The sequence below is a fragment of the Acinetobacter nosocomialis genome (genome assembly GCF_041021905.1).
Taxonomy (GTDB): domain Bacteria; phylum Pseudomonadota; class Gammaproteobacteria; order Pseudomonadales; family Moraxellaceae; genus Acinetobacter; species Acinetobacter nosocomialis.
The window spans coordinates 2910009-2935300 of sequence record NZ_CP157432.1 but is presented as its reverse complement, the minus strand read 5'-3'; the positions used below and the strand labels follow the sequence as shown (position 1 = coordinate 2935300).

Sequence of the window (25292 nt, the reverse complement as noted above, 5' to 3'; positions counted from 1 at the left end):
AATGCGTAAGGCACAACAGGGTACTTCGTATTTAGCAATTTTATTTGGGGTGGTTATATTTGCAATTGCGGCGAAAGCCGTACTTGCAGTTTGGCCAGCATATTGGGATGATCGTGTGATTAATAATCAGATTACAGAGCTCATGCAACAAAGCTCAGCTGATATCACACCCCAAAAGTTTATGACACAGATGGACCAACGGCTGGAAATGAACAATATTCGTGATCTCCATTTTAAGGAAATTGCTGAAGTGTTTAACGAGTCTGGTCTAATCGTCAAAAAGAAATATGAAGTAAGAAAACCTTTCTTACTAAATATTGATTTAGTTTTAACATTTGAGAAGAGTTTTGACAAAACATCAGTTCAAACTAAGTGATCCTCGCTTACTCAGTCGAATCGGTTATCAATTTAAGCAGCCCGAATTGCTACAGTTAGCTTTGACTCATCGTTCGGTGAGTCATAAGTATAACTATGAACGTCTGGAGTTTTTAGGCGATTCGTTGTTGGGGATGATCATTGCCAATTATTTATATCATGCCTATCCACATGAAAATGAGGGGCGTTTAACACGTATGCGTGCGACTTTAGTTCGCCAAGAAGCATTAGGTAAAATTGCAACCGATTTGCAACTTAGTCGGTGTTTAATATTAAGCACAGGCGAGTTGAAATCTGGTGGTCATCATCGTGAGTCAATATTAGCGGATACGGTAGAGGCGATTATTGGTGCAATTTATCTTGATAGTAGTGATCTGAACCTACTCAAAGATATTGTGTTAAAATGGTATGTACCTTATTTAGATCATATTGAGCCAACAGATCAACTCAAAGATCCAAAATCACGTTTACAAGAGTATCTACAAGCACGTAAAAAACCTCTCCCTGTTTACGAGGTTGTAGATATTCAGGGTGATGCACCTCATCAACACTTTAAAGTCGAATGTTTGGTAGATGGTTTACCAAAGATTTATGGTGAGGGGTCAAGTCGTCGTTTTGCCGAGCAGGCAGCAGCGGCGGAAATTTTAAAGTTATTGGAGCAATAACCTGCATGTCGATGCATTCTGATCAAATCAATCCAGATTCAAATGAAAACCAAGATCCAAACAATCTGATTGATCAATTTTTTAGTTCCAAAGGCGTTACAATTCCTTCGGATTTTAAGAGCGGATTTGTGGCGATTGTAGGACGTCCAAATGTGGGTAAATCTACCCTCATGAACCATTTATTGGGTCAAAAACTCTCAATTACTTCACGTAAACCTCAAACGACTCGCCATAAAATTATTGGTATTGATTCACGTGAGAAGATGCAAGCGGTTTATGTAGATACACCGGGAATGCATAAGAAAGAAGTACGTGCGATCAATAAAATGATGAACCGTGCTGCTCATTCTGCATTACGTGATGTTAACTTGGTTTTATTTGTTATCGATGCGTATAAGTGGACTCAAAATGACGATTTAGTGCTTGAGAAACTCAAGAACGCTGAAATGCCAGTTATTTTGGTTATTAATAAAGCTGATACTTTTGAAGATAAAAGAGAGATTCTTCCTTTAATTCAAGAGCGTACCAAGCTTATGAATTTTGCTGAGATTGTTCCTGTTTCTGCTCTTCGTGGAGCAAACTTGGAACATTTAAGTGAAACGATTGAAAAATATCTTCCTTATCAGCCGCCATTGTATTCATTCGATCAAATTACGGACCGTTCAGAACGCTTTTTAGCAAGTGAAATCATCCGTGAAAAAATTATGCGTCAGTTGGGTGAAGAGTTACCATATGATTTAACAGTACAGATTGAATCTTTTAAAACAGAAGAGGCAACTGTTAATGAGAAAAATGGTCGATTAAAACCAGCTTGTACCTATATTGATGCAACAATTTTTGTCGATCGTCCTGGCCAAAAAGCGATTGTGATTGGTGAAAAAGGTGCCAAGCTTAAAACGATTGGTATGGATGCTCGCAAAGACATGGAAAAAATGTTCGAACAAAAGATCATGCTTACCTTATGGGTTAAGGTTAAAGGCGGTTGGTCTGATGATGAACGTGCTTTGAAAAGTTTAGGATATAGCGATATCTAACAAGCAGGGAATACTGGTATGAAAACAATTACATCAATATTGGCTATTATTGGGTGTACATTGATGTTACAAGGTTGTGTATATAAGCTTGTAACCGTACCAGTAGGTATTGCTTATAAAACAACTAAAGGTGTGGTGAAGGGTACAGCTGCTGTTGTAGGAGCTGTAATTCCTGATGGTGATGATGACGATAAAAAAGAAAAAGAATCTAAGGAATAGTTTCTTTTTATGATGCGCAATGAAGTCCTACATGGATATATGATTCACCATCGTAAATATCGTGAAAAAAGCCATATTGTGCATCTCTTCACTCAGGAATACGGGCGGGTCGATGGCATTTTAAGACAGACTCCGCCTCCCCAATATCAACCAATTCGGTTGCAAGCTACAGGTAAAAGTGAACTCAAAAATTTTACGAAGCTGGAAATATTAAATCAGCCGGTTTTCTTTTTTGGTGATGCTTTTTTTGCTGGCTTTTACTTAAATGAAATTGTTCTAAGACTTTGTCCGCTAGAAGAACCAATGCCACAAACTTTTGAACAATATCAATTAACTTTGCTTCAGTTACAACAATTATCTTCTCACGAAAATCCCGATCTTTTTCTCAGACAGATCTTAAGGCAGTTCGAACATATCTTACTTCCAGAGTTGGGCTATGCGATTGATTTTTCAGTTGATAGCTCACAAAAAGAAATTTTGCCAAATCAGTTTTATCAATTTCAAGTGACTGAAGGCTTTGCTCCCGTTGTCCAGGCAGGCCGCTCATCTTTGTCGGGAAAAGCAATTTTATCTATGCTGGATTATGAGCAAGGGCAGGATTTTTCTCACGAACAATTGCAATTATTAGGTAAACTATACCGTCAAATGATTACATCGCTTTTAGGTGATCGTCCCCTAAAAAGTCGACAATTGTGGATTCAAAATACTCAAACTCAATCGTAATTAGGATTTATTTATGGCTGCATTGCTTGGTGTAAACATAGACCATGTTGCTACTCTAAGACAGGCGCGCGGTACTACTTACCCAGACCCTGTAGAAGCTGCTCTTATTTGTGAACAAGCTGGTGCAGAGGGGATTACTTTGCATCTTCGTGAAGACCGCCGCCATATTCAAGATGATGATGTGCGTCGCATGCGCCCATTGTTAAAAACACGTATGAATCTAGAGTTGGCCGTTACTGATGAAATGGTTGAGTTTGCCAAAGAAATTAAACCACAGCACGTGTGTTTTGTTCCTGAAAAACGTCAGGAAGTAACAACTGAAGGTGGTTTAGATGTAGTAACTAACTTTGAAAAAGTTAAGGCTGCAACCCAGGCTTTAGCTGCTTTGGGATGTGACGTATCATTATTTATTGATGCGGATTTTGCTCAAATTGATGCGGCAGTTGCATGTGGCGCACCTACGATTGAGTTGCACACAGGTGCATATGCCGATGCAGCAACAGAACAAGAACAACAAGAAGAGCTGGCTCGTATTGTAAAAGGTGTTGAATATGCCGCTTCAAAAGGTTTGGTTGTAAATGCAGGACATGGCCTTAACCTAAAAAATATTGCACCAATTGCAGCAATTCCACAAATCCATGAATTAAATATTGGTCATTCAATTATTGCAGATAGTGTTTTTGTAGGTCTGGCACAGGCTGTTAAAGATATGAAAAAAGCGATTCAGGCAGCAGGATAAGTAGTAATGTCGAGTATCAATTACGATGAATTAATGCAGCCTGTGTTGGCATTTTTGGGGTGTCAAACTCCAAATGAATGGTTAGATGAGGCCGTTAATAATTTAGACATCTTGATGCAAGATCATGCCAATTGTGAGAAAAAAGCAGCCGGTACGGCAATGAACTTGATGTTCCGCTATAGTTTTTTTACAGATCTACAAGTCAAACTTGCTCAACTTGTACGTGAAGAAATGCTTCACTATGAACAAGTTCTCGAGTTTATGACGAAACGTGGCCAAGAGTGGAAAGGTTTAAGCGCAGGACGATATGCAGGTGGCTTACGAAAAGAAATACGTACCTATGAGCCAGAAGCTTTAATTGACGTACTGGTTATTGGAGCCTTTGTAGAAGCACGTTCGTGTGAGCGTTTTTATGCACTTGCCCCGCGTGTAGATGACGAACTTGGGCGTTATTATCGTTATCTGCTGAAGTCGGAATCTCGTCATTTTGAAGACTATTTAGCACTAGCGCTTGATGTCGCAAAAACTGCCAAAATGAAAGATCCTGAAGAGGATATTCAGCAGCGTATTGAACATATCCGTGAGGTTGAAAAGAACCTGATTTTGACTCCGGATGATACTTTCCGCTTTCATAGTGGTATTCCTGCATAGTCTTGGGTGCCTCAAATAAAAAAGTTTACCTTTCATGGTAAACTTTTTTATTAGGTGAGCTTCATCCTTTGGCAGCAGACATGTCCTGCTTTTAGTTCTTTAATGCATATAATTATTTAATAAATATATTTTTTATAGATTTTAATTTCTCATAAAATTTTTAAAAAAATTTTATTTTTTAGGCTAATAATAAATATTATGTAAATATAAAGGCTGATATGTTCATCATGAGTTCAACTGAAATAGTTGATTATTTCTAAGGATATAAGAATGTTAGCATTAGTTACAGGTGCATCGGCAGGTTTTGGTTATAGCATTTCAAAAAAATTGATTGAGTTGGGCTATAAAGTTATTGGTTGCGGAAGACGGGCAGAAAAACTAGAAGAATTAAAACAAGAACTTGGTGAGAAATTCTACCCACTCGTGTTTGATATGACAGATACAGTAGAAAATATAAATAAGTTATTTAAAGAATTACCAAATGAATTTCAAATCGATCAAATTGACTTACTGGTCAATAATGCAGGCTTGGCATTGGGTCTAGAGCCAGCAGATAAAGCTGAATTAGATGATTGGTACACGATGATTGATACCAATGTTAAGGGGCTTGTTACTGTTACCCGACTAATTTTACCAAGTATGGTGCAGAAGAAATCGGGTCTAATTATTAATATGGGGTCAATTGCAGGAACATATCCATATCCTGGTGGTAATGTTTACGGTGCAACAAAAGCTTTCGTGGAGCAATTTAGTTTAAATCTTCGTGCAGATTTAGCTGGTACTGGTGTACGAGTAACAAATATTGAGCCAGGACTATGTGGCGGTACTGAATTTTCTCTTGTGCGTTTTAAGGGAGATCAGGAGAAAGCTAGTAGTTTATATGATAAAAAGAATCCAATCTTGCCTGAAGATATTGCAAATACGGTCGCATGGATTGCATCACAACCACCGCATATTAATATTAACCGTATAGAAATGATGCCAACAACGCAAACTTTTAACCCTTTAAAAGTTGTGGAAGTCGAATAATAGAATTTTAAAAATGATCTAAAGATGGAGGGGTTATTCTTTAAATTTAGATCTAATGATTCAATCTGGTAAATATCAATTCATGGAAAGCAAATCCTCTACAGATAGGTAGGGGATTTTTTTATAGGTATACTGTAATAGAAGGCAATAAAAAAGCCCGCTTTAATGCTGCGGGCTTTTTAGTATTTGGCTCTCCCACCTGGGCTCGAACCAGGGACCTGCGGATTAACAGTCCGTCGCTCTACCGACTGAGCTATGGGAGAATCTGCATGCGATTATAAGGAGATTTTGACAAGGGTCAAGTGAAAATCGTCATGTTTCCTTCATTTTTGTGTTGTATGCTTTTTATTTGATCAAGTTGAGTGGCGAGGATATAAATTACTTGCACTTTAAAAACTCAATTGCTAGATTCAAAAAAGAACAAGCGTTTGGAGTAATCCAAACAGTGTGGATTTAAACCAACTTGCCAGCACTAAAATGGCTAAATCGGAGATAAGTATGAAAACACTTACTGTTGCTTCTATTTTTTCTAATTTTGATTTTTATCAACGCAATTATCTCAATATTTTAAATCAACCAGAATCTTATTACACACTTGTAGAAGATGCATGGATCAATGCTTTTCCATTTAAAAAGCAGGATTTGTACTTAGGTGACTTATTACAACTCTGGTTTAGTTCAAAATGGGATGTGCATACTTCACTGAAAGTTTTAAAGTCTTGCAATATATTAGATCAATCTAAACCCCTTTATATTTTCCAGCTCGAAGGGGAGTTATTGTGGGGTAAAAATAAAGTTTTAGCTTGGTCTACTCAGTTTCATAAAGTGATAGAGCTTCAACTTAAGAATATTTGGGCACCTTATGTGGTTGCACAAACTTGTGACCGTCCAGATCTTCCTGACTTAATAAAAAAGGCAGCCGTTTAAAGCTGCCTTAGTTTTTATGGTCGAATAATCATACAAGTCGCTGTTGCATAAGCATAAAGTTTACCTTCTTCATCAATAATTTTGCCTTCGGAAATACCCAAATTTTTACTTATATTAATAATCTTACCTGTAGCAATTAAAGTCTGATTTTGAGGAATAGGGCGACACATTTTTACATTCAGATCGATAGTTCCATAACCTACACCAGCGGGTAACATCGTATGCACAGCACAGCCAGTCACTGAATCTAGAACAGTTGCAGCGAAACCACCATGTACGCCACCTAAAGGGTTTAAATGGCTATGATCTGCTTGTGCTTTAAAAGTTACTGATCCTTCAGAAATTTCAGTGGGTTGCATAGGTATAGTTTTGCTAATACTCGCAGGCGGAATGTGGCCTTCAACCATGGCTTGTAAAAATTCGAGGCCTGTCATTTCCATAGGATTTTTCATTTTTGAGTCCTTCAATCAATAAAGTTCTAAAATGGAACTTGTTGATAAGTTAGGCGTTAAAAAAACAATTGTCAAGTTGCTAAATACCAGAAAAATAGTTGAGTTAACTGTTTATAAACTTGTAAAGTTGGATTGGGCAGAATATTTTATAAATCTAAAAATATAAATTTCGTATGGAAAATAATAATGAACGGTCAGTGTTTATGTGGTGAAACAACTTTTGAAGTTGAATTAAAAAATCATGATGTTCATGTTTGTCATTGTTTGATGTGTCGAAGACAGACAAGTGGTGTCATTATGACAGTTGATGTAGTTAAAGGTAGTTTAAATTTTCTTCAGCAAAAGCATCTTAGTGTATTTAACTCTTCTGAATGGGGTGAAAGGGGCTTTTGTAATGCTTGTGGAACAACAATTTTTTGGAGAACGAAAGATCATAGTTATTGCAATATCAATGCATTTTCCTTAAATGAGCCGGTAGAAGGTTTACACCTTGATATGGAAATTTTTATTGATTCAAAACCCGATTTTTATACTTTTCAGAATGATACCAAGAAACTAACTGGGGCCGAGGTGGTTGCGCTATTTAACCCAGAATAATTTTAATTATAAAAAAGGCCTCAATTTTGAGGCCTTTTTTAGTTTTACAAATTATTTTGCAGCTTTTTCAGCTTCGATAGATGCAATCGCAGCGTCAACACCTTCGATTGATTCAGCAGCTTTTTTGATACGTGCTAAAGCATCAACGAGTACTTCATCAGCTGTTGCATATGAAATGCGCATGAAGCCGCCTAAACCAAATGCATCACCAGGAACAACTGCTACGCCAGTTTCTTCAAGTAACCATTCAGAGAATTCTGTGCAAGACTTTAAGCCTTTTGCACGAATAAGAGGGCGAATATTTGCATATGCATAGAATGCGCCATCAGCCGGTAAACAAGAGATGCCTTTGATGTCGTTTAAGCCGTTCACCACTAAGTCGTGACGACGTTTAAACGCTTCGATCATTGGTTTTAATACATCTTGTGGACCATTTAATGCAGCTTCAGCAGCAACTTGCGAAATTGAAGTTGGGTTTGAAGTTGATTGAGACTGAATTTTTTTCATTGCACCAATGATTTTTGCTGGGCCGGCTGCATAGCCAATACGCCAACCTGTCATTGCATATGCTTTAGATACACCATTTAAAACAATTGTGCGGTCATATAAATCTGGAGCAACAGTTGCGATGTTATAGAACTCATCTTCCCAACGGATTGGTTCATACATGTCATCAGAAGCAACAAATACTTGTGGATGACGACGTAAAACCTCAGCTAAAGCTTCTAATTCAGCTTTACTATAAATCATACCTGTTGGGTTAGATGGACTGTTTAATACTACTAAGCGAGTGTTAGGAGTAATTGCTGCTTCAAGTTGTTCAGGTGTAATTTTGAAACGTTGGTCTTCACCACATTTCACAATAACTGGCGTACCTTCAGCAATAATCACCATATCTGGATAGCTTACCCAGAATGGCGCAGGGATGATCACTTCATCACCTTTGTTTAATAATGCAAGTGCCAAGTTAAAGAAGCTTTGTTTACCACCACATGAAACCAAAATCTGGTTTGGTTGATAATCAAGATTATTATCACGCTTCAATTTAGCAATAATTGCTTTTTTTAACCCAGGAGTACCATCTACAGCCGTATATTTTGTGAAACCATTATTAATCGCTTCAATTGCAGCATTTTTGATGTGTTGAGGGGTATCAAAATCTGGCTCGCCAGCACCTAAACCAATCACATTCTTGCCAGCAGCTTTAAGCTCAGCTGCTTTATTAGTTACAGCAAGTGTAGGGGACGGTTTGATGGCATTGACACGATCAGAAAGACGTACGTCCACGGCAATATTCCTCTTATGGGATTAAAAAATAAAAAGCATACTATCTTATCGCAAAAATTAAGTAATTTGCGGATGTGGGTATTTTTAGATGTAAAAAAGTTTAATTTAGGAACGTTCTTGTTGCGGTTTTATTCAATTGAAGCTTTTTTCGAAAGAAATGAGAAAAATCCTTTATAATAAATCGCAATCGAAATATCGAGACTGAATTATGACTGAGCAACAGCCAAAACAGAAAAAGGCTTTGGTGAAATTGCCATTCCCAATGCCGAATGAAAGCAATCAAGCTGGCGATGCTGTACACAACCAAGTGCGTCCGAAGCCAGAGCAATATGCAGATAGAACTTGGATGCCTCCTCGTGGTACCCGTCGTTCTATGGGTAAGCGTTAATTTAAAAAACAGGCAATATGCCTGTTTTTTTATTGTTGTAGTACTTCTTGATAATAAATTTTTTTCTTTTGATACATGTGATGATCTGCGCGTTTTAACATCTCTTCCACTTGTTCATTTTCTTTTGTCGTTGCGTGTCCAATTGCAATACTAATAGGATGGCTTGAGTAATATTGATTATCGATATTAAAAAGCTCCTGAATAGTTTGAAGCATAATCAATACATTTGCCTCATCTGCACCAGGCATCAAAATTACGAACTCGTCTCCACCAATTCGGGAGGCAGTATAAGCAGTATTCGTAATAGCTTGGTTTAAAATATTCCCCACACGACGTAATAAACCGTCACCAATATCGTGGCCAAGTTGATCATTCGTTTCTTTTAAACCATTCATGTCTAAAAAAATTGAAGAAACAGGACGAATAATGCTGCGGTTTAAACGATTAAGCTCTTCTGTAAAGAAAGCACGGTTATAAAGTTTAGTCAGTACATCATGCTGACCTAAATATTCTAAATAATTTTCAGCTTTCTTTCGTGCGGTAATATCTGTAAGAGCAACCTGTACCAATCCCCAAGTATCTTCATAACCGGGGAATACGGTAAATTGCAGTAAAACATTTCTGATTTGGCCATCTAATGCATAGTTAACGGCTTCACGCTTATGGTGAATATTTCCTTGCCAGAGTTCAATTAGTTGTTCTCTAAAAGTTTCCACCATCTCTTCAGCAAAAATTTTATGCGTATTTTTTAAAAGAGAGGTTTTGTCAGGTGCTTTAAATAAATCAAGAGTCGACTGGTTAACATCTAAAATTAAAATATCTTCGATACATTGACGCACAAATTCAGGATGTACATCTAAAAAAGTCCTAAAGTCTTCAATACCTAATAGCCTAAGCTGATCAATTCTATTTTTAATACGGCTAAAATCTTCAACCCAAAGAGAAGTGGGGGAGTAGATAAACATTGATTCTGCTAGACGTCGATTTTTCTCTTCCTGACGAAGTGCATTTTGATAAGGCGTAATGTCTTCGGTGGTAATTAAAATACGGTCAAATGTAGTTTCAGAACCCGGTAAAATTGCTCCCCGGAGTTGTACATCAATACGTTTACCAGAGAGCGTGTAATTTATCGTGGTACTTGAGAAATGAGTTTTGCCATTCCATAACGCTTCGAGTTCATGAATGTGAGCTTCAAACATCTCTTTTTTAAAAATAAGATTTAAATTGGCGCATAATTCTTCTTGGTTTTTTGCTTCAAAAAGTTCTAATACTTTTTGGTTGACCTTAATAATTTTAATTTTATGGGCGCATTCGACAATCAAATTTTCATTTTGACTTAGAAATTCGTAAAGGTTTTCGACCCCTTGATTTCTCCATAGATCAAATAGCTGTTTAACTTCACTGAAGTCCTCAATCCACATTGGAATTGGGGTTAGGTCAAAAATTGAAGAATCTAAAGTTTCCATTTGTTTCTTTAAGTATTCAGTTTGTCTTAAAGTATAATGAGAAAAATTAGGATTTGGGAAAATAATCAATTTAAATCTTTAGAAAAATTAAAATAATGAGAAAGCAGAATTTATCTGCTTTACTCATAAAATATCAAAATAAATTAACGGTTAATCGGGTGGTCGATATTTTTCTCGCCGCGCCATAATTTAATGAAGTCTTGTTCATCAAAATCATAAAGTTCCATCAGTGCCACAATGACACTGACAAAAATCATTGCGCCTTCTGAGTTACCATGAATATTGAAAATCTTGCCATTGAGCTTCCCTAAAATATCACTCAATTCGTGCTCTCGGCCTCTGCCATAGCGGTCACGAGGGTACAACTCTTCATTTAAAACAATCAGCGCTATTGCTTTTTCAGCATCTGATAAATCAGTTTTATCTAAAGCATCTTCAAAAGATTCACTGCCATGATTAAAGTAAAAAATAACCTCATCGTTAATAAAACTTTGAACCATTTTTTGAGTGAGTGTCGGAAACTGTGAAACAGCATTATCTTCAACATAAGGTTTAAAGGATTCTGGAAAAATCACGTTGTGATATATGCCTTTAAAAAGCGGGGCAATTTCAGAAACTTTATAACCCGCGATCCCACATCCTAAAGCAGTGACAAAGTATTTCATTTTAGGATGATTTTTTGCATAAATTTTAAAGTCTTCAACATAATGCTCGATTTGGGAGAGAGGCATTTGTTGAATGTGTTCATTTAAGGTTGGAATTGCAAAGCTTTGTCCAGCCCAGCCACGTCCCACACCTTCTACAGCCCCAAAATGCTGACTGGCAACACGTGCGGCTCCACTACCATGTTGCCCAGCCATATTACTACCGAAGACAAACACTGTATCTTCAGGGAGTTCAGTTACAATACTTTCATCATGATATTGATAGGTCATGGTTATGCTTTTTATCTAATGGATAAGTTCATGTTGCAACCGTTTAAAGCATTGGTCAAGTGTCAAGATGCTTAATATTTTCGCTGTATATTAATCTGGCTACAGACTTTAAATTAGGGAAAAAATCCCCATTAAATTGCTAGACGATAAATTCAAATTTTTTATAAAGAGAGAGAACTGTGAACGAAAATCAACCTTTCGATTTGGTCACTCATTACCAGCCAGCGGGTGATCAGCCACAGGCAATTGAAAAGCTGGTAAATGGCGTCGAAAAAGGTTTTCGTAATCAGTTACTTTTGGGCGTGACTGGTTCCGGTAAGACCTATACCATGGCAAACGTGATTGCCCAAACACAGCGACCAACCATTGTGATGGCGCACAATAAGACATTAGCAGCCCAGCTTTATGGTGAATTTAAAGCCTTCTTCCCAAATAATGCAGTTGAATACTTCGTAAGTTATTACGACTACTATCAACCCGAGGCTTATGTTCCGTCTTCAGATACATTTATTGAAAAAGATGCAGCAATTAATGACCATATTGACCAGATGCGTTTATCTGCAACACGTGCCTTGTTAGAGCGTCGTGATGCAATTATTGTAGCTTCTGTTTCTGCTATTTATGGTTTGGGTGACCCAAATGCCTATATGCAAATGTTATTGCATGTGGTTCAGGGTGACCGAGTGAGTCGAGACGAAATTATTCGCCGTTTGGTTGAAATGCAATATACCCGTAATGAGCTTGAATTTTTACGTGGTACTTATCGAATTCGTGGCGAAATTATTGATATCTTCCCGGCAGAATCTGACCAACACGCAATTCGTATTGAACTTTTTGATGATGAAGTAGATTCAATTCGTTGGTTTGATCCACTCACCGGTAAGATGGTGCGCAAAGTACCACGTGTTACGATTTATCCGAAAAGTCATTATGTAACGCCAAAAGACAACTTAACGCGTGCTATTGATACCATTAAGGATGAACTTCAAGACCAGCTTAAGTTCTTCCGTGAACATGACAAGTTGCTTGAGGCTCAGCGTATCGAACAGCGTACTCGTTATGATTTGGAAATGATGCAGCAGTTAGGTTATACCAATGGTATTGAAAACTACTCTCGTCATTTATCAGGCCGTCCAGCAGGTGAAGCACCACCGACATTATTTGATTATGTACCGGACGATGCTTTACTTATTATTGATGAGTCACATGTAACGGTCCCTCAAATTGGCGCAATGTATAAAGGTGACCGTTCACGTAAAGAAAACTTGGTGAATTATGGTTTCCGTTTACCAAGTGCGCTTGATAACCGCCCAATGAAATTTGAAGAGTGGGAACGTATTGTTCCGACCACTATTTTTGTGAGTGCAACGCCAGCCAAATACGAGTTGGAGAAGTCAGAACAAGTGGTTGAGCAGGTCGTTCGTCCTACAGGTTTGATTGATCCTGAAATTGAAGTTCGCCCAGTACTTACTCAAGTCGATGATGTTCTTTCTGAAATTAATATTCGTAAGAACTTAAATGAACGTGTATTGGTGACGACTTTAACAAAACGTATGGCGGAAGATTTAACATCTTATTTAAAAGAATATGGTGTTAAGGTCGCTTATTTGCACTCGGATATTGATACGGTTGAACGTGTCAAAATTATTCATGAGTTACGTACAGGCGTATTTGATGTTTTGGTCGGTATTAACTTACTTCGTGAAGGCTTAGATATGCCAGAGGTTTCTTTAGTTGCTATTTTAGATGCAGATAAAGAGGGCTTCTTACGTTCAGAACGTTCACTTATTCAGACCATTGGTCGTGCTGCGCGAAATGTGAAAGGTAAGGCAATTTTATATGCAGATAGAATTACCGACTCTATGCAAAAAGCAATTGATGAGACAGAACGCCGTAGAGCTAAACAAATCGAGTTTAACGAGCTGCATGGTATTACACCACGTAGTGCAGTCCGTCAGGCCGTGAAAGAAATTGATACGGGTGAAGTGCTTTCAGATGATCAAATTGATGAGAAAATATTGGAGCAGGCACAAGCACTAAGTGCTGATGACCGTCATATTCTTTCTGACCCTAAATTGTTCAGTAAGCATATTACTAAGCTTGAGAAAGAAATGTTAAAGGCGTCTAAAGATCTACAATTTGAGCAAGCGGCTCGTATTCGTGATGAAATCGTTCGTTTAAAAGCGCAAATGTTGCAATAAATGGATACATAACACTACATGATTTGTTTAAAAAACAAGCTACTGTAGATGTTTAAGTTATTTTTGTATTCACAACTAATAGTTGAGGGCAACAATGGCATTTCGAAATAATGTTCCGCAAGCCAGTTGGCGCTTGGCAAAAATTGCATTGGGCGGGATTGTTCTAACTGGCTTAGCCGTTGGAACATATGCCTATGCCCAGCAGAAGCCTTTACCAACTGTCGATAAAGTTGAATTAGACCGTTATTTAGGTGTGTGGTATGAAGTTGCACGTAAACCGGCATTTTTCCAAAAAAAATGTGCTTACAACGTATCTGCAACTTACACTTTAAATGAAAATGGAAATATCGTTGTAGATAATCGCTGCTACGATAATCAGAAGCAATTACAGCAATCTATTGGCGAAGCTTTTGTAGTCAATCCACCCTATAACACAAAATTAAAAGTAAGTTTTTTACCTGAAGCTGTGAGATGGATTCCGGTTATTCGTGGAGATTACTGGATTTTAAAGCTGGATGAAGACTATCAAACTGTTTTAGTAGGGGAGCCTTCACGTAAGTATCTTTGGGTATTATCTAGAACACCACATCCCAAAAAAGAATTGATTGATGAATATCTAAATTATGCCAAAACATTAGGATTTGATATTCGTGATGTTATTCATACTGAGCACAAAGAATAAATAAATTCTGCTTAATAAAAAACCATGTTTTCGCATGGTTTTTTCTTTTTTATAGTGGATAAATCAAGTATTGTATCGCTTTATTTTTCTTAAAGTGTAAAGAGGTTAGTGATGTTAAAAGGCGTGATTTTCTCTGTCATGGCATCATTAACTTTCGGTGTTCTTTATTTCTATACTCAACTACTTGGTCAACTTGATAGCGAACAAACATTTGGGTGGCGTATTATTGCTACTTTGCCATTTTTAACTCTATTTATGTGGTGGAGTGGTGACTTAAGTCATATTAAAAATATCTATCAACGTATTTTGGCAAAACCTTCTTTACTTTTGTTACTCATAACAACCTCGATTTTAACGTCGGTACAGCTATGGCTCTTTTTATGGGGACCCATGCATGGACGTGGTTTACAAGTATCTTTGGGATATTTCCTTCTACCGCTTGTGCTGGTTTTGGCTGGTAGTGTGCTATATGGGGAAAAAATATCAAAATTTCAGTGGGTCGCTATTATTCTGGCAATAGTTGGTGTCGGCCATGAGATTTTTCGTTTAGGGAGTATTGCTTGGGAAACTGCTTTGGTGGCCATTGGTTACTCAGCTTATTTCTTGTTACGCAAGAAAATTAAAACAGATAATTTAGGTGGTTTTTGGTGGGACCTTTTGATCATCATGCCTGTGGCGATTTATCTAACACATACAGGATTATTGCCATATAGTAAATTTTTCGATCAACCAACTCTTGCCTTAGTAATTGCAGGATTAGGAGTACTTAGTGCTATAGGCTTGGGATGTTACATATTAGCAAGTCGTTTTTTACCTTTAGTTGTATTTGGCTTACTTGGATATCTTGAGCCAGTGTTACTTGCTTTAGCATCCTTAGTGCTAGGGGAAAGCATTGGTCAAGAAGAATGGTTTACTTATATTCCAATTTGGTGTGCTGTATTTGTACTTGTGCTAGAAGGTGCATTCCATCTTTATCAGCAGCAGAAAAAAGCCAAAAATTTGCAATTAAATCTCGAAAAATATCAAAAAAGATTAAAAAATGATGCTCATGATTAGAGCAACAGAATCTAAAAAGTAAGAAAAAGCAAAAATTTAGCTGCTTTAAACAATAAGATAATAAAAAATAATTATAGGTATTTTATGAATTTATGATGAATTTTGGGAAAATCTAGTCACTAACGTCAGCTTTTGATTCATTCTTGCTAATAATTCCATTACAATTACGGGGTTTTAAAAATCACGCCTAGATATAATTAATTAGAGGACGTATCTGTGAGCAAAGACACTATCATCGCCCTGCACGCTGAACACCAAGGCCGTTGGAAAAACCGTGAAGAAATCGCGGAACGTATGATTGCATTAATCGGTCAATTATACCGTGAAAAAAATATTGTCGTATCTGTTTACGGTCGCTCTTTAATTAACCGTTCTGTTATTCAAATTTTGAAAACTCACCGTCGTACACGTGTTGTAGATGTTGAGCTTTCTGTAGTAAATACTTTCCCAATTTTAGAAGCTTTAGCAAAAGTTGAAAACATTGGTTCTGCAGAAGTTGATATCGGTAAACTTGCAGTTGAATATAAAGAAAAAGGCGGTGATGTTGACGCTTTTGTTGCTCAAGCAGTTGAGTCAATTAAAGGTAGCGCAACTTCTGAACAACCTAAAGATGTAGTTCTTTACGGTTTTGGTCGTATTGGTCGTATCTTAGCTCGTTTAATCATTAGCCAATCAGGTTTAGGTCGTGGTTTAAGCCTTAAAGCGATTGTTGTTCGTAAGTCTTCTGACGGTGACTTGGCAAAACGTGCTTCTTTACTTCGTCGTGACTCTATTCACGGTACTTTCGCTGGTACAATTTCAGTTGATGAAGAAAACGAAGCAATCATTGCTAACGGTAACTTCATCAAAGTGATCTATGCATCTAGCCCAAGTGAAGTAGACTATACTCAATACGGTATTGAAAACGCGCTTTTAATCGACAACACTGGTAAATGGCGTGATGCTGAAGGCTTAAGCCAACATTTGAAATGCCCAGGTATTGCACGTGTTGTATTAACTGCACCAAGTAAAGGCGAAATGAAAAACGTTGTATTTGGTGTAAACAACTCTGACATCTTAGATGAAGACAAAATCATCTCTGCTGCAAGTTGTACAACAAATGCGATCACTCCAATTCTTAAAGTATTGGATGACAAATATAAAGTTCTTAATGGTCACGTTGAGACAGTTCACTCATTTACAAATGACCAGAACTTAATTGATAACTATCACAAAGCTGATCGTCGTGGTCGTGCTGCTACATTGAACATGGTTATTACTGAAACTGGTGCTGCTAAAGCTGTTGCTAAAGCATTACCTGCATTAAAAGGTAAGTTAACTGGTAACTCTGTACGTGTTCCTACACCAAACGTATCTCTTGCAATCTTAAACTTAACACTTGATAAAGAAGTTGATCGCGAAGAAGTGAACGAATACATTCGTCAAATTTCGATTAACTCTAAACTTCAAGGTCAAATCGGTTATACCAACTCTACAGAAGTTGTATCGAGTGACTTTATCGGTTCTCGTACTGCTGGTGTATATGATGCTCAAGCAACAATTACTTCAGGTAACCGTTTAACTGCATATGTTTGGTACGATAACGAAGTAGGTTATAGCTGCCAAGTATTACGTATTGCTGAACAAATGTGTGGCGTAAGCTATACAAAAATCCCTGCAGAAACTAATGCTTAATTTGATTTAACGTTAGATAAAAGTATGTGACAAAAAGACCCAGTTTAGACTGGGTTTTTTTACAACCGTACAAAATATATGCTGATTATTTTTTAGAAATCAATGAGAATAGGATTTAAGGAACAAAAAGAAATAGTAAGGGATTGGAATTGCAGCAGTTTAAAAGATTATTGATAGTCTTCTTTTTCATCATCATCGCGAATATATGTGGTGTGCTCATCGCCATTTGGGTTTTCAAGCATTTTAATATTTATATTCCGCTGAAAAACCAAGCTGTAGCGATTGATTTACAAGAACCATTACAGGTACAGGTCAAAGTAAAAGATGCTTTAAATGTCGATGTAAAAGGCCGAGTAAATGCGAATATTCCTATTAATGAAAAGTTAACGATACCTTTAACACAGACGTTAACTCCTCGTGTCTATTTCGATAATATGGTGCCAATCAGCACAGTTATTCCTGTAAAAGAAACGTTAAAAGTTGATCAAAGCCTACCGATAGACACCAAAGTTCAAGTCAGAGTATTGGGTAAGGATATTACTTTACCATTAAAAGGGAATATTCCCTTAAAGCTTGATGTACCTATTGATATTCAAGTACCGCTCGATCAAAAAGTTCATTTGAAGTTTGATGCTCCAGTTAAAACGGTTTTAAAAGAAGATCTTCATATTCCACTAAATGCCCAATTAAAAACAAATATTCCAATTCAGGGTAGTTTAAATGTACCTGTAAAAACTGCTTTAAATGCTTCAGTAGATGTCAAAAATACTTTGCCAGTTAAAATTGAGCATGGCGAGTTAAAAATACCTCTATCAAGCATGAGCCTTAATCGTGTTAAAGATGATAATGCTACATCTTTACCTGCACAGAACCAGAATAAGTAGGAAGGTGACTTATGCTGGGTTCAATAAAAAGTACGCTCATCAGTTTCTTTCTGATTATGGTACTCACGGCAATTTTATTTTGGCTCTATTTAAATATACAAGCTTCGGTGGTGGTTTCTGCGCACGAATCAGATATTCGATTACCAGAATCATTAGAAACTAAAATACATGTTGGTAATAATTTACAGGTCCAGTCCATAGGTAAACTAGATACATCAATTGATATTAATCATCAGATTTCGGTGCCTTTAAAGGGGAGATATTTGGCTGATTTAGCGTTTGAAGTTGAGACTCCAATTACAGTAAGTGTTGATTATGCAACAACGCTGAAAGTTGATCAGGTGATGCCTTTGGAAACAACAACCGATTTAATATACCAAAATAAGTTGTTACCTAGGTTTCCACTAAAACTAAATATACCCATCAATCTGGATATTCCATTTCAGTTAAAACGTAGCTATACCATTCCTGTTAAGATTGCTTTTAATGGTCCAGTTTATTTCGAGTTCGATGAATCGGTAAATTTACCGATTAAACACCAATTTAATCCAAGCTTAAAAATTAATGATGCAATGGAAATGGGCAATATCTCAAGCTTTAATGCCATTATGTATAACTCTGTGCAACACACTAAAGCTAATTTAGATATGAAGATGGATTTACCTCTGCGTAATGTACATCCTTAAGGAATAAATACATAAAGAGAGGCTATGTTCTGCTATAAGTTTTTATCAATATAAAAAGTAATAAAATAAGACCTGGGAAAGTAGAATTCTCTCGATTTTCTATTCGAGAATTTTATGAAAATATGGCAGAATAGGCGGTTTTAGAGTTTTTAGAGGATTGGCAAATGCGCTTTGTTGATGAAGCAGTCATTACCGTAGAGGCTGGCGACGGTGGCAATGGCGTAGCCAGTTTTCGCCGTGAAAAATTTGTACCATTTGGTGGCCCAGATGGTGGTGATGGCGGACGTGGTGGAAGTATCTATATTCAAGCCGATGATGATACAAGTACCTTAGTCGATTACCGTTACACCCGTAAATTCCGCGCTGAACGTGGTAAAAACGGTGCAGGTGCTAACTGTACCGGACGCGGTGGTGAAGATGTGGTTTTAAAAGTACCTGTTGGTACAACAATTGTTGATACAGATTCTGGCGATATTATTGGCGACTTGGTTGAAGACGGCCAAAAAATTCTGGTTGCAGGTGGTGGTGAAGGTGGTTTGGGAAATACACACTTTAAATCATCAACTAACCGTGCTCCACGTAAATGTACTACGGGTACTAAAGGTGAATTTCGTGAAATTCGTCTTGAGTTGAAAGTGTTGGCAGATGTTGGCTTATTAGGTATGCCAAATGCTGGTAAATCTACTTTCATTCGTGCTGTAAGTGCTGCAAAGCCAAAAGTGGCAGACTATCCATTTACAACCATGGTTCCAAACTTGGGTGTTGTAGATGCTGACCGTCATCGTTCATTTGTAATGGCCGATATTCCGGGCCTTATTGAAGGTGCGGCAGAAGGTGCAGGTCTAGGAATTCGTTTCCTTAAACATTTGGCGCGTACTCGTATTCTTTTACATATTATTGATGTACAACCAATTGATGGTTCAGATCCAGCTCATAATGCAAAAGCAATTATGAATGAGTTGGTTAAGTTCTCACCTACTTTGGCGAAACTACCAGTTGTTTTAGTGCTCAATAAACTGGATCAAATTGCTGAGGAAAGCCGTGAAGAGTGGTGTCAGCACATTCTAGAGGAATTAGAGTGGACTGGACCTGTCTTTAAAACATCGGGCTTATTAAGTGAAGGTACAAAGGAAGTTGTGTACTACCTGATGGATCAGATTGAACAGCAACGTGAACGCGAAGTTGAAGATCCTGAGTACGCAGCAGAAGTAAGAGCTTTCCGTGAACAACTAGAAGTTGAAACACGTGAACAAACCATTGCGGCAAAAGAAGCATATCGTGCAATGCGTCGAGCACAACGTCTTGAAAGCATGATGGACGATGATGATGATTTTGACGATGATGAAGACGACAATGATGTAGAAAGCATCTACGTTCGTGACTAAAAAACCGAGGAAAACATGATAGAAGTGGTCGATGGGCAACGTAAGCTCAGTGAGTGTAAACGAATCGTTGTTAAAATCGGATCATCTTTACTCACAGCAAATGGGCAGGGGCTAGATCTGGATGCTATTTCGCATTGGGCGAAACAGATTGCAGATTTACACAATGCTGGGCATGAAATTATTTTAGTGTCTTCAGGAGCTGTAGCAGAAGGTATGGTTCGTATGAAGCTTGCGAGTCGACCCACCGATCTACCCAGTTTACAAGCATGTGCCGCAATTGGGCAGATGGGCCTAATTCATACATGGTCTAGCGTGCTTGAAAATCATAGTATTCGAACAGCTCAAGTGTTATTAACACATGACGATTTGGCAGATCGCCGTCGTTATTTGAACTCATGCGATGCGTTGCAGAACTTGATTGACTGGCGTGTTATTCCGGTTATTAATGAAAACGATACAGTCTCTACTGACGAGATTCGTTTTGGTGATAACGATACCTTAGCGGCAATGGTTGCTGGTCAAGTACATGCTGATTTACTGATCATTTTAACAGATCAGCAAGGCATGTTTGACTCAGATCCACGTCACAACCCTGATGCAAAGCTGTTATCAACTGTTCGTGCCATGGATGATGTTTTATTTGAAATGGCTGGCGGTGGTGGTGTACTTGGGCGAGGAGGCATGGTCACTAAAGTCCGTGCTGCCCGTTTAGCGGCTAAGTCGGGCTGTCCAACACTGATCGCTAGTGGTGAAAGTGATAATGTATTGTCACGAGTCATGGCTGGTGAAATGCTTGGTACATTGTTCACGACTGATAAAGACCGTATGACAGCACATCAACAGTGGCTTGCTGCACATTTACAAACAGCAGGTCGTCTGGTCATAGATGATGGCGCGGTTGATGCGATTAAATCTAAACATCGCAGTTTATTACCTGTTGGGGTAAAAACTGTTGAAGGACATTTTGATCGTGGTGATGTGGTTGAATGCGTTGATAAGCAAGGTAAACGTATTGCGGTTGGACGAGTAAACTTTAGTTCTCGTTCAGCTGAAATTATTAAGGGCCTCTCTTCAGATAAGGTTTATCAAGTACTTGGAGAAGCCCGTTCGCTTGAAATGATCCATCGCGATCATATGGCGATTTATTAAGTAGTGATCTACAAAAAAAAGCTCGCTTTATGCGAGCTTTTTTTGTGGTGTTAACGATGGCAAGATTCTATCTTCGCCGACCATAAAAGGGTGGGTGGCAAGGCTCAGCATATCTAAATCTTCTGAGCTATTTCCATAAGCATAAACTTGATAATAATCCTGCAAAGAATATTGTTCATGTATTCTTAACTTCTTTTGTTCACTACTACAATCTGGCGTTGAGTAATAACCCGTCATCATGCCATTTTTTACTTGAGTTTCAGTACAAATTAATTCGATATCGAGTAATTTGCAAAGTGGAGCAAGATAGATATCGATTGAAGCCGAAACTAGTACTACCTGATCACCAAGTAACTGATGTTGTTGTAATTGTGCAAAAATTTCAGGTGAAAGAGTTGAGACGAGTTCTTGTGCATATTCTTCGCCTAATCTTTGCAGCTCAATTGCTGGGGTATTGCGAAACATGCTTCGAAAAAGTTTGGCACGCATCGCATGGGCGGGATAAAAATTAAGATAATAGGCTTGAATCCATGGCAGGATTTTCAAGCCTTGCTTAACTATGTGGCGCTTAGATAACGCATAAAAGATGAACCCTGTAAAACTGTCTTTACTACACAAGGTCCCATCAAAATCAAACAGGGCGAGATTTTTTATTGTCTTATTCGTTTCGCTCGTTGCATACATGATTCATATCGTCCGTTTACGCGGGTTGCATACCAGTTAGTATTATAGTCACGACTTAATTTAGGCCCAGAAATTACCACTTGAGGCATAATAGCATAGATAGGTTCTTTGCCTGTTTTTGCCTTATAGAGTTTAGTTAAGGCAATATAAGTTTGTGTATTCTCAAACTTTTTCTCTTTTTCTAATTTAAGATCATCGCGAAGTTGTCTTGGTGTAATTAAGACATTATTTGCAGTAAATAGTTTCATTAACTCTTTTTCTGACTGACTCTGAACTGCGAGTGGACTACCAGCTTTATCGTAAAGTAGTAAATCACCATCTAAGGTGAGCTCATTATCAGTAAGGGCATCGAGCATGCTTTGAAAAGCAGCATTACGGCTAGAGTACATACCTGAGTTATAATCGGCAAAACGATAAATGGCCTTATCATAGTCTGCTGGGTATACCATCAAGCGATGAATGCCATAATATAGACCACCATATTGCGTATAAAGATCATTTCTAAGGTCTGCAATATTCATGCTAGAACGTTTATGCGCTTTAGCATAATTAATATGAACTTGCATTGAACCCAATGTGGTGATTGGATTCATTTTTTCACCAATATCTTGCCCAACTAGTTTAGCTGCACCAGTTAACGCACTGACATGATAATGTTGAGTCATAAAATCAAAAATTTGACGATAAAGTAAGTCGAGATCTTTTTCAGTTTTGACTTTACGCATCTGACTCATATAGTTGTTGTCAGGAGAGGGTTGGGTTTTCAATACTTCTTCAAAATAACCTGCGACAGTACCACCCACTTTCTGGCCAAGTTTGTCTTCAAACTTTTCATTTAAACGGGTACTGACTTCGTCAACTGCCTTTTTGCCTAGGCCTGGTACTACAGGGTTAGCAACAAAGTTAGATTCCTGATCTACAATCGCGACAATACTACAAACATTTTGTTTGGTTTTAGGAATTTTTAAGTCCTGCATAATATCGTCAATATCTTTAGCCCATGACTCCCGATCATGCACACGTGCTGGAATTAACTTTTTAATTTGCTGACTTTCTAAATCGGGCTCATCATTTTTTGACCACCAGGCTTTATCTCCACAAGCAGCTAAACTCATGCATACGGTGACTACACCGAATGATTTTAATAAAAAACGGGAAGACAACGGTTTGTTCATGGCGAGGAAAGCACCTGCAAAAAAGATGAGCTGATCAAGCGGATGAAGTATACTATGTTGATCATCAATTGTATGAATATATATGTATATTGGTCCCTATCAACTGTCAAATAATTTAATTGTTGCTCCTATGGCCGGTGTAACTGACCGTCCATTTAGAACGTTGTGCAAGTATTTTGGTGCGGGTCATGCGGTCAGTGAAATGATGACTGCTGATAAAACTTTACGGATGACTAAAAAAAGTCTTTATCGTGCTAATTTTGATGGAGAGTTAGCTCCTATCTCTGCGCAAATCGCGGGTTCTGACCCAGAACAGTTGGCTGAGGCTGCTCGCTATCAAGTTGCAAATGGGGCACAAATTGTTGATATCAATATGGGATGTCCTGCAAAAAAAGTATGCAATAAATTAGCAGGTTCAGCATTATTACAAGATGAAGACTTGGTTGCTCGAATACTGGATGCAGTTATTGCAGCAGTTGACGTTCCTGTGACTTTAAAAACTCGTTTAGGATTTTTAAATGGCCAAGAAAATATTTTAAGGGTGGCGAAACGTGCAGAAGAGGCGGGGATTGCTGCGTTAGCATTGCATGGCCGCACACGTGAAGACATGTATTTAAATACAGCGCGTTATGAATTAATCAAACATGTTAAAGAGTTAATCAATATTCCAGTAATTGCCAACGGTGATATTGATAGTCCTGAAAAAGCAAAATATGTACTGGACTATACTGGCGCCGATGCAATCATGATTGGGCGGGCTGCACAAGGTCGTCCATGGATTTTCCGTGAAATTGCCCATTATTTAAAAACTGGTGAGCATTTGGCTGCTCCAAATATTGAAGAAGTCAAAGATGTACTTTTAGGGCATCTGTCTGAGTTATATCAATTTTATGGTGAATATTCCGGATGTCGTATTGCTCGTAAGCATATTGCTTGGTACACCAAAGGCTTACGTTCAAGTAACGAGTTCCGACAAAATATGTATAAAGTTGAAACCACTGCTGAACAAGCATTAGTGGTCGAGAGTTATTTTAATCAATTACTTGCAGAAGGTAATTTGATGAGCGATGTTCAGGTTGAACAAGTTAATTTATTAGCTACTCACTAAAATAAAGCAACCAGTACACGGGCTGGTTGCTTAAAATCTTTATCTATTCATTATCTAACATTTCAACGACGAGTTGATTGACCAGATCTGATGCGCCTAATTCGCGTATTTGTGCAACATTACTTCCTGCCCAAAATGCACCAAAACCATAGTCATGGTGTTTACTCGCAAGAGCATTGAGTTGCTTTGCTAAATCGTAAGCGTATGGATATTCTGGTTGGGCAGGTCGAGTAGGTGAATCGATTTTGGTATGCCAATGGTTGAATAAACCGCGAGCAGGACGCCCAGAAAGGCTCGCGCTAATTTGCGTTACAGGTTCAGTAAATAATGCTTTGCGATATTCAGCAGAAGCATTTGAAGTTTGGCATTGAACAAATGCTGTACCTAGCTGGACTGCAGTTGCTCCTAAGCCCAACATATGTTTGGCTTGTAAACCAGTCATGATACCACCTGCAGCTACAACAGGAAGCTTACAATGCTTCACAATCAATTGGACCAAGTCACTGGTTTTAATCGCTGCATCAAAAGTCTGGTTGAGAATTCCTCGATGTCCACCTGCTTCAATACCTTGAGCAACAATAATATCGATACCGGCTGCCTCAATCGCTTGTGCTTCAATCAGGTTGGTAGCCGTGACCATGGTCAAAATACCAGCTTCTTTCAAAGCTTTAATTTGATGCGGATGCGGAATACCAAAATGGAAGCTCACCGCTTTAGGTTTAGTTTCTAAAACAACATTTAAAAAGTCATCATTGTCTAAAAAACTTGGATAAATACAGTGCAATTCTTGAGGTGGTTGAACACCAAATTTTTCGAAATGAGGACGTAGATATTCAATCCATTGTTTTGCTTTTTCTAGATTAAGTTCTGTAGATTGATGACAGAAAAAATTAACCTGAAATGAGTTTTCAGTGAGTGCTTGAGTTCTTAAAATTTGTTCACGTGCACTTTGTGGAGTATTTGCTCCCAAGCCTAATGATCCAAGGCCTCCTTGATTTGAAACCTCGGCTGCTAGTTCTGGTGTAGAAACCCCTGCCATGGGAGCCAGAAAAATTGGATGTTTAATTGCAAGTTGTTGTAATAGGCTCATTTTATTCACCTCACTTCTTTCACTTCACCAT

27 protein-coding genes, 1 tRNA gene and 1 pseudogene are annotated in these 25292 nt (G+C 38.0%); 21 read left to right on the top strand and 8 right to left on the bottom strand.

The annotated features are described in order from the left end of the window. Nucleotide 1 precedes the first annotated feature (1 nt). The 8 genes from ABLC00_RS13680 to ABLC00_RS13645 all read left to right on the top strand — a co-directional run bounded on the left by ABLC00_RS13680 (nt 2) and on the right by ABLC00_RS13645 (nt 5435). On the top strand, nt 2–376 hold the full coding sequence (locus ABLC00_RS13680; RefSeq protein ID WP_001224037.1) for a DUF4845 domain-containing protein: 375 nt from the start codon (nt 2–4) through the stop codon (nt 374–376). Then, complete coding sequence (gene rnc, locus ABLC00_RS13675; RefSeq protein WP_004707545.1) at nt 348–1040, top strand: ribonuclease III; 693 nt, start codon at nt 348–350, stop codon at nt 1038–1040. Before ABLC00_RS13680 ends, rnc begins: the two co-directional genes overlap by 29 nt. An 11-nt stretch (nt 1041–1051) precedes the next feature. After that, nucleotides 1052–2074, top strand: a complete 1023-nt coding sequence (era, locus tag ABLC00_RS13670) for a GTPase Era (protein WP_079376989.1) — start codon at nt 1052–1054, stop codon at nt 2072–2074. 18 nt (nt 2075–2092) lie between these two features. Next, complete coding sequence (locus tag ABLC00_RS13665; RefSeq protein ID WP_004885836.1) at nt 2093–2293, top strand: NF038104 family lipoprotein; 201 nt, start codon at nt 2093–2095, stop codon at nt 2291–2293. Between the two features lie 9 nt (nt 2294–2302). Then, nucleotides 2303–3016, top strand: a complete 714-nt coding sequence (gene recO, locus ABLC00_RS13660) for a DNA repair protein RecO (protein ID WP_004707550.1) — start codon at nt 2303–2305, stop codon at nt 3014–3016. Between the two features lie 13 nt (nt 3017–3029). Continuing rightward, a complete protein-coding gene (pdxJ, locus tag ABLC00_RS13655) occupies nt 3030–3755 on the top strand; it encodes a pyridoxine 5'-phosphate synthase (protein ID WP_002052525.1) in 726 nt (241 codons plus the stop codon). A 6-nt stretch (nt 3756–3761) separates the two neighbouring features. Then, nucleotides 3762–4406 carry a tRNA-(ms[2]io[6]A)-hydroxylase gene (locus ABLC00_RS13650; protein ID WP_002052437.1) on the top strand — a complete coding sequence of 215 codons (645 nt, stop codon included), beginning with the start codon at nt 3762–3764 and terminating at the stop codon, nt 4404–4406. A gap of 270 nt (nt 4407–4676) precedes the next feature. Continuing rightward, nucleotides 4677–5435: an SDR family oxidoreductase gene (locus ABLC00_RS13645; RefSeq protein WP_004885840.1), complete on the top strand. Its 759-nt coding sequence runs from the start codon at nt 4677–4679 to the stop codon at nt 5433–5435. Between the two features lie 187 nt (nt 5436–5622). Here ABLC00_RS13645 and ABLC00_RS13640 read toward each other — a convergent pair. Further along, nucleotides 5623–5698, bottom strand: a tRNA-Asn gene (locus ABLC00_RS13640). A gap of 49 nt (nt 5699–5747) precedes the next feature. Here ABLC00_RS13640 and ABLC00_RS13635 point away from each other — a divergent pair. Both ABLC00_RS13635 and ABLC00_RS13630 read left to right on the top strand, forming a co-directional pair. Beyond that, nucleotides 5748–5892 (top strand): annotated as a pseudogene (locus tag ABLC00_RS13635) (hypothetical protein); the annotation flags it as partial. 41 nt (nt 5893–5933) lie between these two features. Next, nucleotides 5934–6362: a hypothetical protein gene (locus ABLC00_RS13630; RefSeq protein WP_004885843.1), complete on the top strand. Its 429-nt coding sequence runs from the start codon at nt 5934–5936 to the stop codon at nt 6360–6362. 14 nt (nt 6363–6376) lie between these two features. On the opposite strand, the gene ABLC00_RS13625 is transcribed toward ABLC00_RS13630, so the two are convergent. Then, the gene (locus tag ABLC00_RS13625) at nt 6377–6814 is read right to left on the bottom strand and encodes a PaaI family thioesterase (RefSeq protein ID WP_004707558.1); all 438 of its coding nucleotides are present in this window, start codon (nt 6812–6814) and stop codon (nt 6377–6379) included. Between the two features lie 186 nt (nt 6815–7000). On the opposite strand from ABLC00_RS13625, the gene ABLC00_RS13620 reads away from it, so the two are divergent. Beyond that, complete coding sequence (locus ABLC00_RS13620) at nt 7001–7411, top strand: GFA family protein (RefSeq protein ID WP_004885853.1); 411 nt, start codon at nt 7001–7003, stop codon at nt 7409–7411. A gap of 51 nt (nt 7412–7462) precedes the next feature. On the opposite strand, the gene ABLC00_RS13615 is transcribed toward ABLC00_RS13620, so the two are convergent. Continuing rightward, on the bottom strand, nt 7463–8698 hold the full coding sequence (locus tag ABLC00_RS13615; RefSeq protein ID WP_006581845.1) for a pyridoxal phosphate-dependent aminotransferase: 1236 nt from the start codon (nt 8696–8698) through the stop codon (nt 7463–7465). A gap of 208 nt (nt 8699–8906) precedes the next feature. Here ABLC00_RS13615 and ABLC00_RS13610 point away from each other — a divergent pair, with 208 nt between their 5' ends. Beyond that, a complete protein-coding gene (locus ABLC00_RS13610) occupies nt 8907–9086 on the top strand; it encodes a hypothetical protein (RefSeq protein WP_000139632.1) in 180 nt (59 codons plus the stop codon). Nucleotides 9087–9115: 29 nt separating this feature from the next. On the opposite strand, the gene ABLC00_RS13605 is transcribed toward ABLC00_RS13610, so the two are convergent. Then, the gene (locus ABLC00_RS13605) at nt 9116–10552 is read right to left on the bottom strand and encodes a diguanylate cyclase domain-containing protein (RefSeq protein ID WP_004707564.1); all 1437 of its coding nucleotides are present in this window, start codon (nt 10550–10552) and stop codon (nt 9116–9118) included. A 143-nt stretch (nt 10553–10695) separates the two neighbouring features. Beyond that, nucleotides 10696–11487 (bottom strand): hypothetical protein, encoded by a 792-nt coding sequence (locus ABLC00_RS13600; RefSeq protein ID WP_002052788.1) that lies wholly within the window; start codon nt 11485–11487, stop codon nt 10696–10698. Between the two features lie 179 nt (nt 11488–11666). Between ABLC00_RS13600 and uvrB the strand changes: the two genes are divergently transcribed. The 8 genes from uvrB (at nt 11667) to proB (ending at nt 21204) form a co-directional block, all read left to right on the top strand. Continuing rightward, nucleotides 11667–13688 (top strand): excinuclease ABC subunit UvrB, encoded by a 2022-nt coding sequence (gene uvrB, locus ABLC00_RS13595; RefSeq protein ID WP_004707569.1) that lies wholly within the window; start codon nt 11667–11669, stop codon nt 13686–13688. Nucleotides 13689–13782: 94 nt separating this feature from the next. After that, a complete protein-coding gene (locus tag ABLC00_RS13590; protein WP_002052730.1) occupies nt 13783–14370 on the top strand; it encodes a lipocalin family protein in 588 nt (195 codons plus the stop codon). Nucleotides 14371–14478: 108 nt separating this feature from the next. Continuing rightward, nucleotides 14479–15426: an EamA family transporter RarD gene (gene rarD / locus ABLC00_RS13585; protein WP_079376984.1), complete on the top strand. Its 948-nt coding sequence runs from the start codon at nt 14479–14481 to the stop codon at nt 15424–15426. A 216-nt stretch (nt 15427–15642) separates the two neighbouring features. Beyond that, nucleotides 15643–17100 carry a glyceraldehyde-3-phosphate dehydrogenase gene (locus ABLC00_RS13580; protein ID WP_004885861.1) on the top strand — a complete coding sequence of 486 codons (1458 nt, stop codon included), beginning with the start codon at nt 15643–15645 and terminating at the stop codon, nt 17098–17100. A 149-nt stretch (nt 17101–17249) separates the two neighbouring features. Continuing rightward, nucleotides 17250–17984: a hypothetical protein gene (locus tag ABLC00_RS13575; protein ID WP_004885863.1), complete on the top strand. Its 735-nt coding sequence runs from the start codon at nt 17250–17252 to the stop codon at nt 17982–17984. Between the two features lie 11 nt (nt 17985–17995). Next, entirely contained in the window at nt 17996–18670 is a 675-nt protein-coding gene (locus ABLC00_RS13570) for a hypothetical protein (protein ID WP_006581331.1), read from the top strand. A 164-nt stretch (nt 18671–18834) separates the two neighbouring features. Beyond that, nucleotides 18835–20055 (top strand): Obg family GTPase CgtA, encoded by a 1221-nt coding sequence (gene cgtA / locus ABLC00_RS13565; protein ID WP_004885869.1) that lies wholly within the window; start codon nt 18835–18837, stop codon nt 20053–20055. Between the two features lie 15 nt (nt 20056–20070). Beyond that, complete coding sequence (proB, locus tag ABLC00_RS13560; RefSeq protein WP_002052602.1) at nt 20071–21204, top strand: glutamate 5-kinase; 1134 nt, start codon at nt 20071–20073, stop codon at nt 21202–21204. Between the two features lie 27 nt (nt 21205–21231). On the opposite strand, the gene ABLC00_RS13555 is transcribed toward proB, so the two are convergent. Together ABLC00_RS13555 and ABLC00_RS13550 are read right to left on the bottom strand one after the other, a co-directional pair. Next, complete coding sequence (locus tag ABLC00_RS13555) at nt 21232–21888, bottom strand: HAD-IB family hydrolase (RefSeq protein ID WP_004885875.1); 657 nt, start codon at nt 21886–21888, stop codon at nt 21232–21234. Then, on the bottom strand, nt 21855–23063 hold the full coding sequence (locus ABLC00_RS13550) for a DUF1615 domain-containing protein (protein WP_002052526.1): 1209 nt from the start codon (nt 23061–23063) through the stop codon (nt 21855–21857). The genes ABLC00_RS13555 and ABLC00_RS13550 overlap by 34 nt, the downstream gene beginning before the upstream one ends. A gap of 82 nt (nt 23064–23145) precedes the next feature. On the opposite strand from ABLC00_RS13550, the gene dusB reads away from it, so the two are divergent. Beyond that, nucleotides 23146–24171 carry a tRNA dihydrouridine synthase DusB gene (gene dusB / locus ABLC00_RS13545; RefSeq protein WP_004885882.1) on the top strand — a complete coding sequence of 342 codons (1026 nt, stop codon included), beginning with the start codon at nt 23146–23148 and terminating at the stop codon, nt 24169–24171. Nucleotides 24172–24214: 43 nt separating this feature from the next. On the opposite strand, the gene ABLC00_RS13540 is transcribed toward dusB, so the two are convergent. After that, entirely contained in the window at nt 24215–25261 is a 1047-nt protein-coding gene (locus tag ABLC00_RS13540; RefSeq protein WP_004885885.1) for a nitronate monooxygenase family protein, read from the bottom strand. Between the last annotated feature and the right edge of the window lie 31 nt (nt 25262–25292).

What these genes read in the sequence shown, in the direction of transcription:
- ABLC00_RS13680 (WP_001224037.1), top strand. Translation starts at nt 2, where the DNA reads ATGCGTAAGGCACAACAGGGTACTTCGTATTTAGCAATTTTATTTGGG.
- era (WP_079376989.1), top strand. Translation starts at nt 1,052, where the DNA reads ATGCATTCTGATCAAATCAATCCAGATTCAAATGAAAACCAAGATCCA.
- ABLC00_RS13665 (WP_004885836.1), top strand. Translation starts at nt 2,093, where the DNA reads ATGAAAACAATTACATCAATATTGGCTATTATTGGGTGTACATTGATG.
- recO (WP_004707550.1), top strand. Translation starts at nt 2,303, where the DNA reads ATGATGCGCAATGAAGTCCTACATGGATATATGATTCACCATCGTAAA.
- pdxJ (WP_002052525.1), top strand. Translation starts at nt 3,030, where the DNA reads ATGGCTGCATTGCTTGGTGTAAACATAGACCATGTTGCTACTCTAAGA.
- ABLC00_RS13650 (WP_002052437.1), top strand. Translation starts at nt 3,762, where the DNA reads ATGTCGAGTATCAATTACGATGAATTAATGCAGCCTGTGTTGGCATTT.
- ABLC00_RS13645 (WP_004885840.1), top strand. Translation starts at nt 4,677, where the DNA reads ATGTTAGCATTAGTTACAGGTGCATCGGCAGGTTTTGGTTATAGCATT.
- ABLC00_RS13630 (WP_004885843.1), top strand. Translation starts at nt 5,934, where the DNA reads ATGAAAACACTTACTGTTGCTTCTATTTTTTCTAATTTTGATTTTTAT.
- ABLC00_RS13625 (WP_004707558.1), bottom strand. Translation starts at nt 6,814, where the DNA reads ATGAAAAATCCTATGGAAATGACAGGCCTCGAATTTTTACAAGCCATG.
- ABLC00_RS13620 (WP_004885853.1), top strand. Translation starts at nt 7,001, where the DNA reads ATGAACGGTCAGTGTTTATGTGGTGAAACAACTTTTGAAGTTGAATTA.
- ABLC00_RS13610 (WP_000139632.1), top strand. Translation starts at nt 8,907, where the DNA reads ATGACTGAGCAACAGCCAAAACAGAAAAAGGCTTTGGTGAAATTGCCA.
- ABLC00_RS13605 (WP_004707564.1), bottom strand. Translation starts at nt 10,552, where the DNA reads ATGGAAACTTTAGATTCTTCAATTTTTGACCTAACCCCAATTCCAATG.
- ABLC00_RS13600 (WP_002052788.1), bottom strand. Translation starts at nt 11,487, where the DNA reads ATGACCTATCAATATCATGATGAAAGTATTGTAACTGAACTCCCTGAA.
- ABLC00_RS13590 (WP_002052730.1), top strand. Translation starts at nt 13,783, where the DNA reads ATGGCATTTCGAAATAATGTTCCGCAAGCCAGTTGGCGCTTGGCAAAA.
- ABLC00_RS13570 (WP_006581331.1), top strand. Translation starts at nt 17,996, where the DNA reads ATGCTGGGTTCAATAAAAAGTACGCTCATCAGTTTCTTTCTGATTATG.
- cgtA (WP_004885869.1), top strand. Translation starts at nt 18,835, where the DNA reads ATGCGCTTTGTTGATGAAGCAGTCATTACCGTAGAGGCTGGCGACGGT.
- proB (WP_002052602.1), top strand. Translation starts at nt 20,071, where the DNA reads ATGATAGAAGTGGTCGATGGGCAACGTAAGCTCAGTGAGTGTAAACGA.
- ABLC00_RS13555 (WP_004885875.1), bottom strand. Translation starts at nt 21,888, where the DNA reads ATGTATGCAACGAGCGAAACGAATAAGACAATAAAAAATCTCGCCCTG.
- ABLC00_RS13550 (WP_002052526.1), bottom strand. Translation starts at nt 23,063, where the DNA reads ATGAACAAACCGTTGTCTTCCCGTTTTTTATTAAAATCATTCGGTGTA.
- dusB (WP_004885882.1), top strand. Translation starts at nt 23,146, where the DNA reads ATGTATATTGGTCCCTATCAACTGTCAAATAATTTAATTGTTGCTCCT.
- ABLC00_RS13540 (WP_004885885.1), bottom strand. Translation starts at nt 25,261, where the DNA reads ATGAGCCTATTACAACAACTTGCAATTAAACATCCAATTTTTCTGGCT.